The 14,752-nt window shown below is 67.9% G+C and carries 15 protein-coding genes; 14 read left to right on the top strand and 1 reads right to left on the bottom strand.

What is annotated here, in order from left to right; all coding sequences use genetic code 11:
• The first annotated feature begins 72 nt into the window (after nt 1-72).
• The 13 genes from K7711_RS06990 (at nt 73) to K7711_RS06930 (ending at nt 13,276) form a co-directional block, all read left to right on the top strand.
• The gene (locus K7711_RS06990) at nt 73-648 is read left to right on the top strand and encodes a TetR/AcrR family transcriptional regulator (RefSeq protein WP_222965846.1); all 576 of its coding nucleotides are present in this window, start codon (nt 73-75) and stop codon (nt 646-648) included.
• Between the two features lie 246 nt (nt 649-894).
• A complete protein-coding gene (locus K7711_RS06985) occupies nt 895-3,273 on the top strand; it encodes a Tex family protein (RefSeq protein ID WP_222966789.1) in 2,379 nt (792 codons plus the stop codon).
• Nucleotides 3,274-3,436: 163 nt separating this feature from the next.
• Nucleotides 3,437-4,321, top strand: coding sequence for a hypothetical protein (locus tag K7711_RS06980; protein ID WP_222966787.1), 885 nt, complete (start codon nt 3,437-3,439; stop codon nt 4,319-4,321).
• 147 nt (nt 4,322-4,468) lie between these two features.
• Nucleotides 4,469-4,810 carry a 50S ribosomal protein L19 gene (gene rplS / locus K7711_RS06975; RefSeq protein WP_040826229.1) on the top strand — a complete coding sequence of 114 codons (342 nt, stop codon included), beginning with the start codon at nt 4,469-4,471 and terminating at the stop codon, nt 4,808-4,810.
• Between the two features lie 150 nt (nt 4,811-4,960).
• Entirely contained in the window at nt 4,961-5,773 is an 813-nt protein-coding gene (gene lepB / locus K7711_RS06970) for a signal peptidase I (protein WP_222966785.1), read from the top strand.
• An 80-nt stretch (nt 5,774-5,853) separates the two neighbouring features.
• Nucleotides 5,854-6,681, top strand: a complete 828-nt coding sequence (lepB, locus tag K7711_RS06965) for a signal peptidase I (protein ID WP_222965844.1) — start codon at nt 5,854-5,856, stop codon at nt 6,679-6,681.
• Nucleotides 6,682-6,756: 75 nt separating this feature from the next.
• On the top strand, nt 6,757-7,500 hold the full coding sequence (locus K7711_RS06960; protein ID WP_308014587.1) for a ribonuclease HII: 744 nt from the start codon (nt 6,757-6,759) through the stop codon (nt 7,498-7,500).
• A gap of 67 nt (nt 7,501-7,567) precedes the next feature.
• A complete protein-coding gene (locus K7711_RS06955) occupies nt 7,568-7,873 on the top strand; it encodes a DUF2469 domain-containing protein (protein ID WP_011210678.1) in 306 nt (101 codons plus the stop codon).
• Between the two features lie 129 nt (nt 7,874-8,002).
• Nucleotides 8,003-8,359 carry a YraN family protein gene (locus K7711_RS06950; RefSeq protein ID WP_222965840.1) on the top strand — a complete coding sequence of 119 codons (357 nt, stop codon included), beginning with the start codon at nt 8,003-8,005 and terminating at the stop codon, nt 8,357-8,359.
• A complete protein-coding gene (locus K7711_RS06945; protein WP_222965838.1) occupies nt 8,359-9,867 on the top strand; it encodes a YifB family Mg chelatase-like AAA ATPase in 1,509 nt (502 codons plus the stop codon). Before K7711_RS06950 ends, K7711_RS06945 begins: the two co-directional genes overlap by 1 nt.
• Before the next feature lie 479 nt (nt 9,868-10,346).
• Complete coding sequence (gene dprA, locus K7711_RS06940; RefSeq protein WP_235746887.1) at nt 10,347-11,459, top strand: DNA-processing protein DprA; 1,113 nt, start codon at nt 10,347-10,349, stop codon at nt 11,457-11,459.
• A 459-nt stretch (nt 11,460-11,918) separates the two neighbouring features.
• Nucleotides 11,919-12,842, top strand: coding sequence for a tyrosine recombinase XerC (locus tag K7711_RS06935; RefSeq protein WP_222965836.1), 924 nt, complete (start codon nt 11,919-11,921; stop codon nt 12,840-12,842).
• 62 nt (nt 12,843-12,904) lie between these two features.
• Nucleotides 12,905-13,276 (top strand): GatB/YqeY domain-containing protein, encoded by a 372-nt coding sequence (locus tag K7711_RS06930; RefSeq protein WP_235746593.1) that lies wholly within the window; start codon nt 12,905-12,907, stop codon nt 13,274-13,276.
• A gap of 60 nt (nt 13,277-13,336) precedes the next feature.
• Here the strand turns inward: K7711_RS06930 and K7711_RS06925 are convergent, their stop codons facing one another.
• A complete protein-coding gene (locus K7711_RS06925; RefSeq protein ID WP_222965834.1) occupies nt 13,337-13,852 on the bottom strand; it encodes a DUF1990 domain-containing protein in 516 nt (171 codons plus the stop codon).
• A gap of 123 nt (nt 13,853-13,975) precedes the next feature.
• Between K7711_RS06925 and K7711_RS06920 the strand changes: the two genes are divergently transcribed.
• Nucleotides 13,976-14,743 carry a siderophore-interacting protein gene (locus K7711_RS06920; RefSeq protein WP_222965832.1) on the top strand — a complete coding sequence of 256 codons (768 nt, stop codon included), beginning with the start codon at nt 13,976-13,978 and terminating at the stop codon, nt 14,741-14,743.
• Nucleotides 14,744-14,752 lie beyond the last annotated feature (9 nt).

Here is a 14,752-nt window from a genome sequence, read left to right as displayed (position 1 = left end):
GGTCAGATGAGGTTGACAACGTCAACCTAGGCGGCTGGGTTGACGTTGTCAACCTCGGATTAGGATGTTCGGATGCCGTCGAGCACTCGCGATGTTCTCCTCGATTCCGCCCTTCGTCTGCTGGACTCCGGCGGGGTGGAGGCGGTGACGCTGCGTGAGGTCGGGATCGGGGCCGGGGTGTCGCACAACGCGCCCTATAAGCATTTCGCCAACAAGGAGGCGTTGCTCGCGGCGGTCGCCGCGCGCGAGTTGTCCGAACGGGCAATGGAATTCGCGCAACTGGTGGCGCAGCAGCCGGATCCGGTGCAGCGGGTTCGCGCGGTGCTGCACGGGTACATCGCCTGGGCTCACGAGCATCCGGCGCGCTTCAAACTGGTCTTCGGTCGCTGGACCAACGAATCCCCGGAGCTGGCCGAGGTCGCGCACAACGCGCAGCAGGCGCTCACGGCGCTGGTCGCTCAGGCGCAGTCCGATCACGCACTGCCCGGGGGCGATCCGGAGCGGATGGCGGCGTTGCTGCGCGCACTCGCACACGGTGCGGCGGATCTGGCCGCCGCGGGACATCTCGCCGCGGACGGCAAGGGGCGGGCCGCGCCCGCGGATCTGATCGACGACCTGCTGGTCTACCTGGGTTCCTCGGCCCGCTGAACCCGACTTCGGGTGAGTGTTGCGCGTCCCGGATCGGCCCTGCACAACGGGGACGGCCATTCGAAAAGGGTGCGGCTGCGGCCGATTCGGCGCGGGGCTGTGGCTACCTGTCGGGGTGCGGCGGTAGTGTCTGCGGGCGTGACGACAGCCTCCGAAACCGTCAGCAGCGAATCCGGCAGCAACGATGCCGTCAACACGAGCGCCGCGGGCGGCGATGCCGCGCCGGATGCGACCGCGCCGGTCCGTCTGGCCAGCGTCGGCCGTCGCCTCGCCGACGAGTTGAATGTGCGGGACGAGCAGGTGCGCGCCGCGGTCGAGCTACTCGACGGCGGATCCACCGTGCCGTTCATCGCCCGTTACCGCAAGGAGGTCACCGGCGGTCTGGACGACGCGCAGCTGCGCCAGCTCGAGGAGCGGCTGCACTACCTGCGTGAGCTGGACGAGCGGCGCACCTCGATCCTGGAATCCATTCGCGGCCAGGGCAAACTCGACGCCGCGCTGGAGCAGCAGATCATGCTCGCCGAGACCAAGGCCCGGCTCGAGGACATCTACCTGCCCTACAAGCCCAAGCGTCGCACCAAGGCCCAGATCGCTCGCGAGGCCGGTCACGAACCGGTGGCCGACGCCCTGATCGGTGATCCGACCACCGATCCGGCCCAGTACACCGCCGAACAACTCGACGGCGCCCGCGCGATCCTGGTGGAGCGTTTCGCCGAGGATGCCGACCTCGTCGGCGAGCTGCGCGAGCTGATGTGGAGCCGCGGTCAGGTCAGCTCCCAGGTGCGCGCGGGCAAACAGGAGGCGGGTGCGAAATTCGCCGACTACTTCGAATTCAGCGAACCGTTCGACACGCTGCCCTCGCACCGCATCCTGGCGCTGCTGCGCGGGGAGAAGGAAGAGGTGCTCACCCTGCACCTCGAGCCCGACGCCCAGGAGTCCGCTGCGTCTGATGGTCGCTCCGCGAGCTCCGCTCCGGGGGGCGAACGCACCATCTTCGAGGGCCGGATCGCGCTGAAGTTCGACATCGCCGAACAGGGTCGCGCGGCGGACACCTGGCTGCTGGACACCGTGCGCTGGGCGTGGCGGACCAAGCTGCAGGTCAGCCTCGGCATCGATATCCGGATGCGGTTGCGGCAGTCCGCCGAGAAGGACGCGGTCGACGTCTTCGCCAACAACCTGCGCGATCTGCTGCTGGCCGCCCCCGCGGGCACCCGCGCCACGATGGGCCTGGATCCGGGCTTTCGCACCGGCGTCAAGGTGGCCGTGGTCGACGGCACCGGCAAGGCGGTGGCCACCGAGGTCATCTACCCGCACAAGCCGCAGGGCCAGACCGAGAAGTCCCTCGCCGTGCTGAGCGCGCTGGTCGCCCGCTTCAACGTGGAGCTCATCGCCATCGGCAACGGCACCGCCTCGCGCGAGACCGACGCCCTCGCCACGGAACTGATCTCCCGCATCCCGGAGAACAAACCCACCAAGATCGTGGTCTCCGAGGCGGGCGCGTCGGTCTACTCGGCATCGGCCTACGCGTCGCAGGAACTGCCGGATATGGACGTCTCGCTGCGTGGCGCGGTCTCCATCGCCCGCCGCCTGCAGGATCCCCTGGCCGAGCTGGTGAAGATCGACCCCAAGTCCATCGGCGTCGGGCAGTACCAGCACGACGTCTCCGAGACGCTGCTGGCCCGCTCGCTGGGCGCGGTGGTCGAGGATGCGGTGAACGCGGTCGGTGTCGACGTGAACACCGCCTCGGTGCCGCTGCTGTCCCGGGTGTCGGGCATCGCGTCGTCGGTGGCGGAATCCATTGTCGCGCATCGTGATCAGAACGGCCCGTTCCGCAACCGCAACTCCCTGCTGAAGGTGCCGCGGCTGGGCCCCAAGGCATTCGAGCAGTGCGCGGGCTTCCTGCGCATCCGCGAAGGCGACGACCCGCTGGACACCTCCGCGGTGCACCCGGAGGCGTATCCGGTCGTGCGGCGCATGCTCGAGTCCACCGGTCGCGATGTGGCCGGGCTGATCGGCAACACCACCGTGCTGCGCGCGTTGCGCCCTGGTGAATTCACCGATGAGCGCTTCGGTGTGCCCACCGTCACCGACATCATCTCCGAACTGGAGAAGCCCGGTCGCGACCCGCGCCCGGAGTTCAAGACCGCCGAATTCGCCGCCGGAATCGAGAAGGTCGCCGATCTGCAACCGGGCATGGTGCTCGAAGGCGTGGTCACCAATGTCGCGGCCTTCGGCGCCTTCGTCGACATCGGTGTCCACCAGGACGGTCTGGTGCACGTCTCGGCCATGTCGCACAACTTCGTCAAGGATCCGCGCGAGATCGTGAAGTCCGGTGACGTGGTGCGGGTCAAGGTGCTCGAGGTAGACGTGGCCCGGCAGCGCATCGGCCTGTCGCTGCGTCTGGACGACGAGCCCGGCGCCGGCAAGCCGGAGCGCGGCGATTCGCGTCCGCGGCAGCAGGGCGGTCAGCGCGGTGGCGGCAATCCGCGTCAGCAGGGCGGGCAGGGCCGTGCTCAGCAGGGCCAGGGCCGCAACCAGCAGGGGCGGAACCAGCAGCGCCGCAACGCATCCGAGCCCACCGGAGCGATGGCCGACGCACTGCGCCGTGCCGGATTCGGCAAGTAGGCTCGTCGCAGTACGCGGCGGTCCGGCCCCGGTGGTCCGCATCCCGTCCGGGATGCGCCCTGCCGGGGCTGGTGGTGCTGCACAATGTGGCTGGGCGGGTGATGCGGGCCCGGACCCGGTAGCTCGTACGCCCGGGTCGCGGAGATGACGGGACATGGCAGATATGCGACGGTGGCTGGACGAGACCGTGGTCGCGCACGGCCGTCTGCCGCTGCTGTGTTTCCTGCTCGGCTTCATCGTCGGTTTTCTGCTGATCAGGCTCAGTGTCCGATTGATCCGCAAACGGGTGCGCTGGTGGCCCGGCAATCTGCGCGCGGGCGACGTGCACATCCACCACATGGTGTTCGGCGTGGTGCTGGTGTTGCTGTCCGGGATCGGCCTGGTCACCCTCTACAACGACGGGGTCGGCACGGTCAGCGCGCTGGCCTCGGTATTCGGCCTCGGCGCGGCCCTGGTCCTGGACGAATTCGCCCTCATCTACTACCTACGCGACGTCTACTGGGAGGAGCAGGGCCGCACCTCGGTCGACGCGGTCTTCGTCGCCCTGGCGGTGACCGGTCTGCTCCTACTGGGCTTTCATCCGCTGTGGCTGCTGGACGTCGGGGATATCCGGCACGACCGCAGCCCCACGGGCCGGACCTTCCTGAGCCTGTTCGCCCTGGTGAATCTGATGCTGGCGGCGATCGTCATCGCCAAGGGCAAGATCTGGACCGGATTGTTCGGGATGTTCTTCCTGCCCCTGCTGTTCGTCGGCGCACTGCGGCTGAGCCGACCCGGCGCACCGTGGGCGCGTTGGCGGTATGCCGACCGGTCCCGGCTGATGCAGCGCGCGATCCGGCGCGAACGCCGGTACCGGCGCCCGGTGATCCGTGCGAAGATCTTCGTCCAGGATCTGATCGCCGGGAAGCCCGATGCCGTCGCGCACATGCGGGTGGCGGCCGAGGAGGAGTTGGCCCGCACGGTGGTGCCCGCACCCGCGCCGCCGCATCCGATCGGGCAATCCCTGCCGAGAATTCACGGTCACAGCCGCCGGACCGGGGCCGATTAACGGTCGCGCGCGCACCTCTGGCACAATAATCGGGTTGCCTTGGGCAGATCTGCCCAGCGCACCGCCCATATCCGGAGCACGAACCGGTCGAGTGCCCAGTGCGCGCCGCCAGGTTCCTCTGTTCACGCGAACTCCACAAGGACGGAAATGAACACCCTCGACTTCGTCGATGAAAAGTCGCTGCGCAGCGACGTCCCCGACTTCCGGCCGGGTGACACCATCAATGTGCACGTGAAGGTCATCGAAGGTAACAAGGAGCGCATCCAGGTCTTCAAGGGCGCCGTGATCCGGCGTCAGGGTGGCGGCATCCGCGAGACCTTCACGGTCCGCAAGGTTTCCTTCGGTGTCGGTGTCGAGCGCACCTTCCCCGTGCACAGCCCCAACATCGATCACATCGATGTGGTGACCCGCGGTGATGTCCGCCGGGCCAAGCTGTACTACCTGCGCGATCTGCGCGGCAAGGCCGCCAAGATCAAGGAAAAGCGCTGAACACATCCCGTTGACGGGATTGCGTTCTTCGAAAGCCTCCGGCCCGACGGCCGGAGGCTTTTCGTATTCTCAGGTCATTTTCTCAGGTCATCGATCCGCCCGTGAATGCGAAGTGCGGCTAGGTTGTTCGTCGTGACGCGGGACAGTGAGATGGTGCGCGAATCCGACGACGTGCGAGCGGGCGGATTCACGCCGCGCCGGTCACGGGTGGATTCGTCGCGCGGGAACAAGCGCAGGAAACAGCGGCCGCTCTGGCAGGAGTTGCCGATTCTCATCGTGATCGCGGCGGTGATCGCGGCGTTGGTGGTGACGTTCGTCGGCCGGCCGTATCAGATTCCGTCCGGCTCGATGGAGCCGACACTGCACGGCTGTACCGGCTGCACCGAGGACCGGATCTACGTCGAGAAGCTCAGTTACGACTTCGGTGATCCGAAGCCGGGCGATGTGGTGGTGTTCAAGTCGCCGAGCAGTTCCTGGGACGAGGGCTACCACTCGACGCGATCGAGTAACGGCGTCGTCCGGGGGATCCAGAACTTCTTCTCCTTCTTCGGTCTGGTGCCGCCGGATGAGAACGATCTGGTCAAGCGGGTGATCGCGGTGGGCGGTCAGACCGTGCAGTGCTGTGACGCCCAAGGTCGTGTGCTGGTCGACGGCAAGCCGCTCGACGAGCCGTATGCCCACTACATGTACCCGTATCAGCCGGGACTGCCGTTCGCGGTCAAGACCGCGATGGGCGTTTCGACGAACCCGACCGGGCGGGAGTTCGGGCCGATCAAGGTGCCCGAGGGCAACCTGTGGGTGATGGGCGACAACCGCAACAATTCGCTCGACTCGCGCGGACATATCGACGATCAGTACACCGGCACCGTGCCGGTGACGGACGTGCGCGGTAAGGCGGTGTTCAAGATCTGGCCGCTCAACAGGATCGGCCCGGTGCGATCGCAGAATCCGCAGACGAACTGATCGGGTCGCGCCGAACGCGTTGCGGCACTTGTCGACATCCCGGTCACCGCCGCAGGTGTGGGCGGGATAACCTGTTCGGCGTGGCAGACGAATTCGACTCGAGGGCGTCGACCGAGGTGGACGACGACGGTGCGAGCGCGCCGGTGCCGCGCCGGCGGCGATCGCGAGGGAAGAAGCAGAAGAAGCAGCGGCCGTTCTGGCAGGAGTTGCCGATTCTGATCGTGATCGCGGCGGTGATCGCGGCGTTGGTGGTGACGTTCATCGGTCGGCCGTACGTGATTCCGTCGCAGTCGATGGAACCGACGTTGCACGGTTGTCCCGGGTGTACCGGGGACCGGATCTACGTCGAGAAATTGAGCTACGACTTCGGTGATCCCAAGCAGGGTGACGTGGTCGTCTTCGTGGGCCCGAGCGGATCGTGGAACAAGGAGTACCACACGAATCGCTCCAGCAATGTCGTCGCGCGTGGGGTGCAGAACTTCTTCTCCTTCTTCGGTCTGGTGCCGCCGGATGAGAACGATCTGGTCAAGCGGGTGATCGCGGTGGGCGGTCAGACCGTGCAGTGCTGCGATGCCCAAGGTCGTGTGCTGGTCGACGGCAAGCCGCTCGACGAGCCGTACGCCCGGTACCTGTACCCGTACCAGCCGGGTCTGCCGTTCGCGGTCAAGACGCCGATGGGGTTGTCGATCAACCCGATCGGCCGGGAGTTCGGCCCGGTGAAGGTGCCCGAGGGCAATCTGTGGGTGATGGGCGACAACCGCAACGAATCCGCCGATTCGCGCGCGCATCAGGACGACGAATTCTCCGGCACCGTCCCGGTGAAGGATGTACGCGGTAAAGCGGTGTTCAAGATCTGGCCGCCGGGTCGGATCGGTCCGGTGCGATCCCAGAATCCCCAGCAGAACTGATCGCCGCGCCGGGCGTGCGGGGGGATCCGGCGGATGCGGCTGCGAGAGCGAACGGATAATCGAACGGTGGGTGCAGTGGCGCGCAACGGCCAACGAGCCGGGGATTGGCCGCCGCGAGTGGTGATGCGCAGGGCCAGTGGTCTGCGCACGCTCGAGGCGGCGCTCATTCGCAGTGGTCTGGGGCCGGTCGCCGGGGTCGACGAGGCGGGGCGCGGGTGTTGCGCGGGTCCGCTTGTGGTCGCGGCCTGCCTGCTCGCTCCCAAGGCCTACGATTCTCTCGCCGGCCTGGACGATTCCAAGAAACTCACCGAGGCCGCCCGCGAGGAGCTGTTCCCGATCATCGAGCGCCGGGCCCTGGCCTGGCGGGTAGTGGTGATTCCGGCCTGGGAGATCGATGCGATCGGCATCCACGTCGCCAATATCGAGGGGATGCGGCGGGCGGTGGCCGGACTGGATCAGCGGCCCGGCTACGTGCTCACCGACGGTTTCAAGGTGCCCGGCATCTCGGCGCCCTCGCTGCCGGTGATCGGCGGCGATGCGACGGCGGCATGTATCGCCGCGGCCAGCATCCTGGCCAAGGTGACCCGCGACCGGATGATGGTCGAGCTGGACGGGCGACTGCCCGGCTACGGTTTCGCGGCGCACAAGGGTTACAACACGCCGGAGCACACCGCGGCGCTGGATCGTCTCGGCCCCAGCAGTGAGCACCGCAGGAGCTGGCGCAATGTGCGGATGGTCGGCGGGGCCGAGGCCGAGCCGGTCCGTCGCGTCGGTTCCGGAGCGAGGCGGTTGGCTACCGACGCCGCGCATGCGAGATGATGTCAGAACACGCAGGATGGCGAGCCCGGCGGGGGCGGCGTCGTGAATTAGGAGGACTTTCCACCAGATGAGTGCCGAGGACCTCGAGAAGTACGAAACCGAGATGGAACTCTCGCTGTACCGCGAGTACAAGGACATCGTCGGCCAGTTCTCGTACGTGGTGGAGACCGAACGCCGCTTCTACCTGGCCAATTCCGTCGAACTACGCCCGCAGAACGCCGATGGCGAGGTGTATTTCGAAGTGCGCATGTCCGATGCCTGGGTGTGGGACATGTATCGTCCGGCGCGCTTCGTCAAGCATGTTCGCGTCATCACCTTCAAGGACGTGAACATCGAGGAGCTGGAGAAGCCGGACCTGCGCCTGCCCGAATAACGGCCGCCGGCCGATACCGCGTCCGGCGGGTCGGCAGCGTGTTGTCCACATTCGGGGGTTGTCCACAGGATTTCTGTTTCCCCAGTTCAGGGGTTCAGGGCGGGCGCGTGGAGCGGTGATCCTGATCGGGTGGCACATAATCTGGCGCTCGGCGCACACGGGGAGGAACTGGCGGCACAGTATCTGCGTGCGGCCGGGATGGATATCGTCGAGCAGAACTGGCGCTGCCGGTACGGCGAGCTGGATCTGATCGCGCGCGATGCGGAGGTGACCGCATTCGTCGAGGTGAAGACGCGTTCGGGCCTGAGATTCGGCATTCCGGCCGAGGCGGTGACCTTCACCAAGCAGCAACGCATCAGGCGATTGGCGCTGTTGTGGCTCAACGAGCAGCAGGGGCCGTGGCGTCAGATCCGCTTCGATGTGGTGTCGGTGCTGGTCGAACCCCGATCCGAGCCGGTCATCGAACATCTGAAAGCGGTGTTCTGATGGCGCTGGGCCGGGCGTTCTCCGTTGCGGTGACCGGTGTGGACGGGCAGTTGGTGGAGATCGAGGCCGATATCGGCCAGGGGCTGCCGTCGATTCATCTGGTCGGGCTGCCCGATACCACCCTGAACGAATCCCGGGACCGGGTGCGGGCCGCGGTACAGAACTCCGGGGAGAAATGGCCGGACGGGCGGGTCATCCTGGCGCTGTCACCGGCCACTCTGCCCAAGGTCGGCAGCGTCTACGATCTGGCGCTGGCCGCGGCGGTGCTGGATGCGGGGGATGCGGTTCCCTCGGTGCGGCTGGCGGGCTCGGTGTTGCTGGGGGAGTTGGCGTTGGACGGGCGGGTGCGGCGGGCCAGAGGGGTGCTGCCCGCGGTGCTCGCCGCGCGGGCGGCGGGCCGCACCACGGTGGTGGTCCCCGAATCGGCGCTCGCCGAAGCGGGATTGGTCGACGGGATCACGGTGCTCGGTGCGGCCACCCTGCGCGAATTGATCGACTGGTTGCGCGGTGACGGGGAGTTGCGTCCGCCCGAGGGTGCGCTGCCCTCGTCCGAGCGTCCCTGCGGCGATCTCAATGAGGTGATCGGTCAGGACGAGGCGCGCTGGGCGCTCGAGGTCGCCGCGGCGGGCGGGCATCACGTTCTGCTGACCGGACCGCCCGGGATCGGCAAAACCATGTTGGCGCAACGTCTTCCGAGCCTGCTACCGATGTTGACCGAACGGGAGGCGCTGGAGGTGACCGCGATTCATTCGGTGGCGGGCATCCTGCCCGGCGATCATCCGCTGATCACCATCCCGCCGTTCGTGGCGCCACACCATTCGACCTCGGTGACCGCGATGGTCGGCGGCGGGTCGGGCTCGGCGCGGCCGGGCGCGGTGAGCTGCGCCCACCGCGGCGTGCTGTTCCTGGACGAGTGCGCCGAGATCGGTACGAAGGTGCTCGAGGCGTTGCGAACTCCCTTGGAGGAGGGGGAGATCCGCATTGCCAGACGCGACGGCGTGGCCCGGTATCCGGCGCGTTTCCAGCTCGTGCTCGCTGCAAATCCCTGTCCGTGCGCGCCCGCGCGTGATGTCGACTGCATCTGCGCACCGCTGGCGCGGCGGCGTTATCTCGGGAAGATGTCCGGGCCGCTGATGGACCGCATCGATATCTGGGTGCAGATGCACGGGCAGGCTTCGGGTGCGTTCGCCTCCTCGGAGGCCGAGAGCAGCTCGGTGGTGCGCGGCCGGGTCGAAGCAGCACGCAAGGCGGCCGCCGAGCGTTGGCTCGAGTACGGCTGGAGCACCAATGCCGAGGTCCCCGGACATACTCTGCGCCAACGTTTCCGGCTGCCGGGCGAGGCGCTCGTCCCGGTGGAGAACGCACTCCGGCAGGGCCGGATGTCCGCCCGCGGCGCCGACCGAGCGATCAGAGTCGCCTGGACCATCTGCGACCTGCGCGGCGGCGAGATGCCCGGCACCCAGGACGTGATGCAGGCGCTGAACTTCCGGCAGCGGGGTGCGGCATGAGTACAGGGCAGTGGTCGCACGAGGACCCGACGTGCAGCGAATGCGACAGTGCCGGGCCAGTGGTGCGTGAGGAGTTGGCGCTTCGTGGTCGTGACAGTGCAGGGGTGGTCGTGGGTGAAGAGTCGGCGTTGCGCGCTTGTGGCGGTGCGGAGGTGATGGGCGAGGAATCGGCGTTGCGCGCTTGTGGCGGTGCGGAGGTGATGGGCGAGGAATCGGCGTTGCGCGCTCGTGGCGGTGCGGGGGTGGTCGTGGGTGAAGAGTTGACGTTGGGTGGTCGTGACCGTGCGGGGGCGGTGGTGCGTGAGGAGTTGGCGTTGCGTGCTTGCGACGGTGCAGCGGAAGTGATGGGCGAGGAGTTGGCGCTGCCCGCTCGTGACGGCACAAGGACAGTGGCGGTGTACAGGGAAACGACGTCGCTCGAACACGAGAATGTCGGTGCCTCAGTGGGCTTCGCCGGGGACGAGGCCGATGAGCGGCGGCTGGCATGGGTGTATCTGTCGCGAGTGGTGCAGGGGCCGTGTGCGGCATTGTCCGCGTTGATCGAGCGGGTGGGTGTCGTCGAGGCGGCGCGGGCGGTGCGGGAGTGTGATCTGCCCGAGTCGCTGCGTGGGCCGACCGAGCAGCGTCGCGGGATCGATTGTGCCGAAAGGGATCTGGAGAGCATTCTCGGATCGGGTGGGCGTGTGGTGACGCCGGATGATCCGGAGTGGCCCGCCTGGCGGATGCTGGGGCTCGGCCAGCTCGACTCGGCACGCGATCCGGGTGCGGCGGTCCCGCTGGTGTTGTGGGTGCGGGGGCCGCGATCGTTGCTGACTGCTAGCGAACAGGCTCTGGCCGTGGTGGGTGCGCGATGCAGTACCGGTTACGGCGAGCGGGTCACCGCCGAAATCGTCGGCGATCTCGCGCCCCGCGGCTGGACGATCGTCTCCGGAGCCGCATTCGGGATCGATGGCGCCGCACATCGCGCGGCGTTGGCCGCCGGTGCGCCGACGATCGCGGTCCTGGCCTGCGGTGTGGACCGGCCGTATCCGGCCTCGCACGCGCGCCTGCTGGCCGAGATCGCCGAGACCGGACTGGTGGTCAGCGAATATCCGCCCGGCACCACCGCGCACAAGCATCACTTCCTGGCGCGGAACCGGATCATCGCGGCTCTGGCCGACGGTGTGCTGGTCGTGGAGGCCGGATTGCGCAGTGGCGCCCGCAATACCGTGAAATGGGCTCGCAGGCTGGGCCGTCCGGCCCTGGCGGTCCCCGGGCCGGTCACCTCCGCCTCCTCAGTGGGTTGCCACCGCATGATCCGCGAGGGTGAGGCCGTGCTGGTCGGCCGTGTCGAGGAGATCATCGACGAGGCGGGTCCCCTGCAACTGTCGCTACCCGCCGACGCCCCCACCCCGGAACGATCCCTCGACGGTGACGAGGCCCTCGTCTACGCCGCGATCCCCAGAACCGGCGCCCGAATCCCGCTCGAACTGTCCGGCGAATCCGGACTCCCACTCCCGTCCGTCCGCGCCGCACTCGCTGCCTTGGACCTCGCGGGACTGGTCGGCTGCGACGAATCCGGCTGGTTTCGAATCACGCGGAATGGTCGATAGGGATGCGTACGTCTGTTCGGTGGTGCTGTAGGCGTGGCGGGAATCGGCGATGAATCTGGTTGGTTCGGGAGCGCGTGGAATGGTCGATAGGGATGTGTCCGCCGGTCCGGTGGTGCCCTGGCTGCGGTGTGGATCGGCGATCAATCTGGTCTGTTCAGGATCGCGCGGGATGGTCGTTAGCGATGTGCAGCCTGTCCGGTGGCGCCCTGGGGCGGTGCGAATCGGCGATGAATCTGGGTGGTCCAGAACGCGTGGGATGGTCGATGGTGATGTGTGCGCCTGTCTGGTGGTGCCCTGGGGTGAGGTGCGAGTCCGCGATGAATCTGGTTGGTTCGGGAGTGCGCGGGGCGGTCGATGGAAGTACGCACCCTTGTCCGGTGTCTTGCGTAAGGTGCGGATCCACGGTGGATGCGGTGCGGTGACTTGTCAGGTGGGCTGGGGTCGGTGAGTGTGGTGGGTATGGATGCACTGCCCGAGGATCTGGAAGCGTTGCTGCTGGAGTACGGGCGGCATCTGCGGCTCGGGCGCAACCGGTCCGCGCACACGGTGCGGGCGTATGTGGGCGATGCGCGGTCGCTGCTGATGCATTTGTGTTCTCGGGCGGCCGATTCCGGGGTGGGGGAGATCGATCTGCCGCTGCTTCGGTCCTGGTTGGCCGAGCAGTCGGGGGCAGGGGTGGCACGTACCACGATGGCGCGGCGCGCGTCGGCGGCGCGCACCTTCACCGGTTGGCTCACCCACACCGGGCGGCTGTCGATCGACCCGGGACCGCGGCTGGGATCGGCGCGGGCGCATCGGGTCCTGCCCGCGGTGCTCGGTCGAGAGCAGGCGGCCGATGTGATGGATGCCGCGCAATCCGGTGCCGCACAACATGATCCGATGGCACTGCGGGACAGATTGATCGTGGAGCTGCTCTACGCGACGGGTATCCGGGTGAGCGAGCTGTGCGGCCTCGACATCGACGATATCGATCGCGAACGCCGCCTGGTCCGGGTACTCGGCAAGGGCAACAAGGAGCGTGCGGTCCCGTTCGGCGCGCCCGCTGACGAAGCACTCGAGAGCTGGCTGCGCTCGGGCCGCCCGGCCTTCGCCAACACCGAGTCCGGTCGCGCCCTGCTGCTGGGCCGCCGCGGTCGCCGCCTCGACCAACGGCAGGCCAGAACCGTTGTGCACGAAGTTGTTTCGGCCATACCAGGCGCCCCCGACCTGGGTCCGCACGGCCTGCGGCACACCGCCGCCACCCACCTGCTCGAGGGCGGCGCGGACCTGCGCATCGTCCAGGAACTCCTCGGCCACGCCAGTATGGCCACCACGCAGCTCTACACCCACGTCTCCGTCGAACGCCTGCGAAAGGTCCACGACCAGGCCCATCCTCGGGCCTGATCCCGCCGTCCCGCCGCGAATCGGTTCGACCCGACCGCTGTCCGGCACGTACCGTCGCACTCATGTCGACAGATCCGATCGCCCAGGTATCTTCCCTGCGTGAACGTCTGCGCGCGGCCCTGCCCGACGCCATGAAACGGCGCGACCGCTGTGCGACGGCGGTCCTGCGCTCGGCGCTGGCCGCGATCGACAATGCCGAGGCCGTCACCATCGACGATCTGTCGGCCGGACCCGTCGAGGCAAGCGCCCTGGGCCCCGGCGCCGCCGAGGTCCCCCGCCGCGAACTCACCGAGTCCGAAATCGAACGCATCGTGCGCGCCGAGGTCGACGAACGCTATGCGGCCGCAGGCGAATTCGATGCGCGGGGTCGCGGGGATCGAGTGGCGGCGCTGCGTGCGGAGGCTGTGGTTCTCGAGGCATTTCTGCTCGGCTGAGCGTCGGCGACACGAACTCGTCGAGTCGGCATCCGAATCTCTCGTCGGTTCGAGTGCGGGTCAGGCCGGGCGGATGGCGTCGATGTATTTTCCGGCGATGTAGCTCTGCAGCAGGCGGGTCACCGGGCCGCCGAGGCGGGTGTACCAGGTGCCCGGGCGGGAGAAGGCGGCGATCAGGCCGTGCACCGAGTCGTCAGCGGGGTCGTATTCGACGGCGAACAGTTCCTCGCCGATCTCGGGGTGACCCGGCAGGGTGCCGTAGGCGAAACCGCGGCGATTCGGCTCGTCCAGGACGTAGACGACGCGGCAGGGTGCGGTGATGGCCAGGGGGCCGATCCCCAGGCGGACCGTGAGTGCCGTGCCGGGCGCCGCGGACGGCGTGCTCGCGGAGCCGAAGATGCCGACACCGCGTTGCATGCGATAGGTGAGCACCTCCTCGGCCGCCGACTCGAAGAGAGCACGGCCGGTGCCGATCTGCCGCCGGAGCCGGAAATGGTGGTAGCCGGCCGGGAATTCCCTGTCCGTGGCACCGGTTTCGGGATAGGTGAAGGGCGGGGTATCGGGTTCGTCGGCCATGTCCCCATCCTGGCCGATGACGTGCCCGCCCGACTGAATTATCGTTCGATGACATATCGCGAGCTATCGGCGATACTTCATGCTAATGTTCCTTAGGTAATCCTAATTACTTGGAGGTGCCTTGTGGCTCGTACACCGTTGTCCTTCGTTGTCCGGCGCACCGAACGCCTGAGCGACCATCTGATCCGGGTCCATCTGGGTGGCCCCGGATTCTCGGCCTTCACGCCCAACGGTTTCACCGACGCCTACGTCAAACTGCAGATCCCGGGACCGGACGGCCCCACCACCCGTACCTACACGGTCCGCTCGATCGATCCCGAACTCGAGCAGATCGCCATCGATTTCGTCTACCACGGCGCCGAGGGTGTGGCGGGTCCGTGGGCCGCGGCGGCGCAGCCGGGCGACGAACTCACGCTGTCGGGGCCCGGCGGCGCCTATGCGCCCAAGCTCGACGCCGACTGGCATCTGCTCGCCGGTGACGAATCGGCGCTGCCGGCCATCTCGGTGGCCTGTGCCGCGTTGCCGGAGAGCGCCGTGGGCCGGGTGTTCGTCGAGATCAGCGGTCCCGCAGACGAATTGGACTTCCCGCGGCCCGCGGGCGTGAACCTGGACTGGGTGCACCGCGGCGACCGCGAGCCCGGCGCCGCTCTCGCCGAGGCCGTGCTCGCCGAACCGTGGCGCGCCGGGCGGGTGCACGTGTTCATCCACGGTGAGGCCCAGGTCGTCATGCACGAGTTGCGTCCCTACATCCGCAAGGAGCGGGGCGTCCCCGCCGATCACGCCTCGATCTCGGGGTATTGGCGCCGCGGCCGCACCGAGGAGACCTTCCGGCAGTGGAAGCGCGAGCTGGCCGAACGCGAGGGCGCGCAGCCGACCGGCGCGCCGCGGTAGCGCACCGGC

Origin of the sequence: Nocardia coffeae, from assembly GCF_019890715.1 — a bacterium.
Classification (GTDB): Bacteria; Actinomycetota; Actinomycetes; order Mycobacteriales; family Mycobacteriaceae; genus Nocardia; species Nocardia jiangxiensis.
Note: the sequence above shows the minus strand (reverse complement) of the source record. Positions and strands in the feature narration are given on the sequence as shown.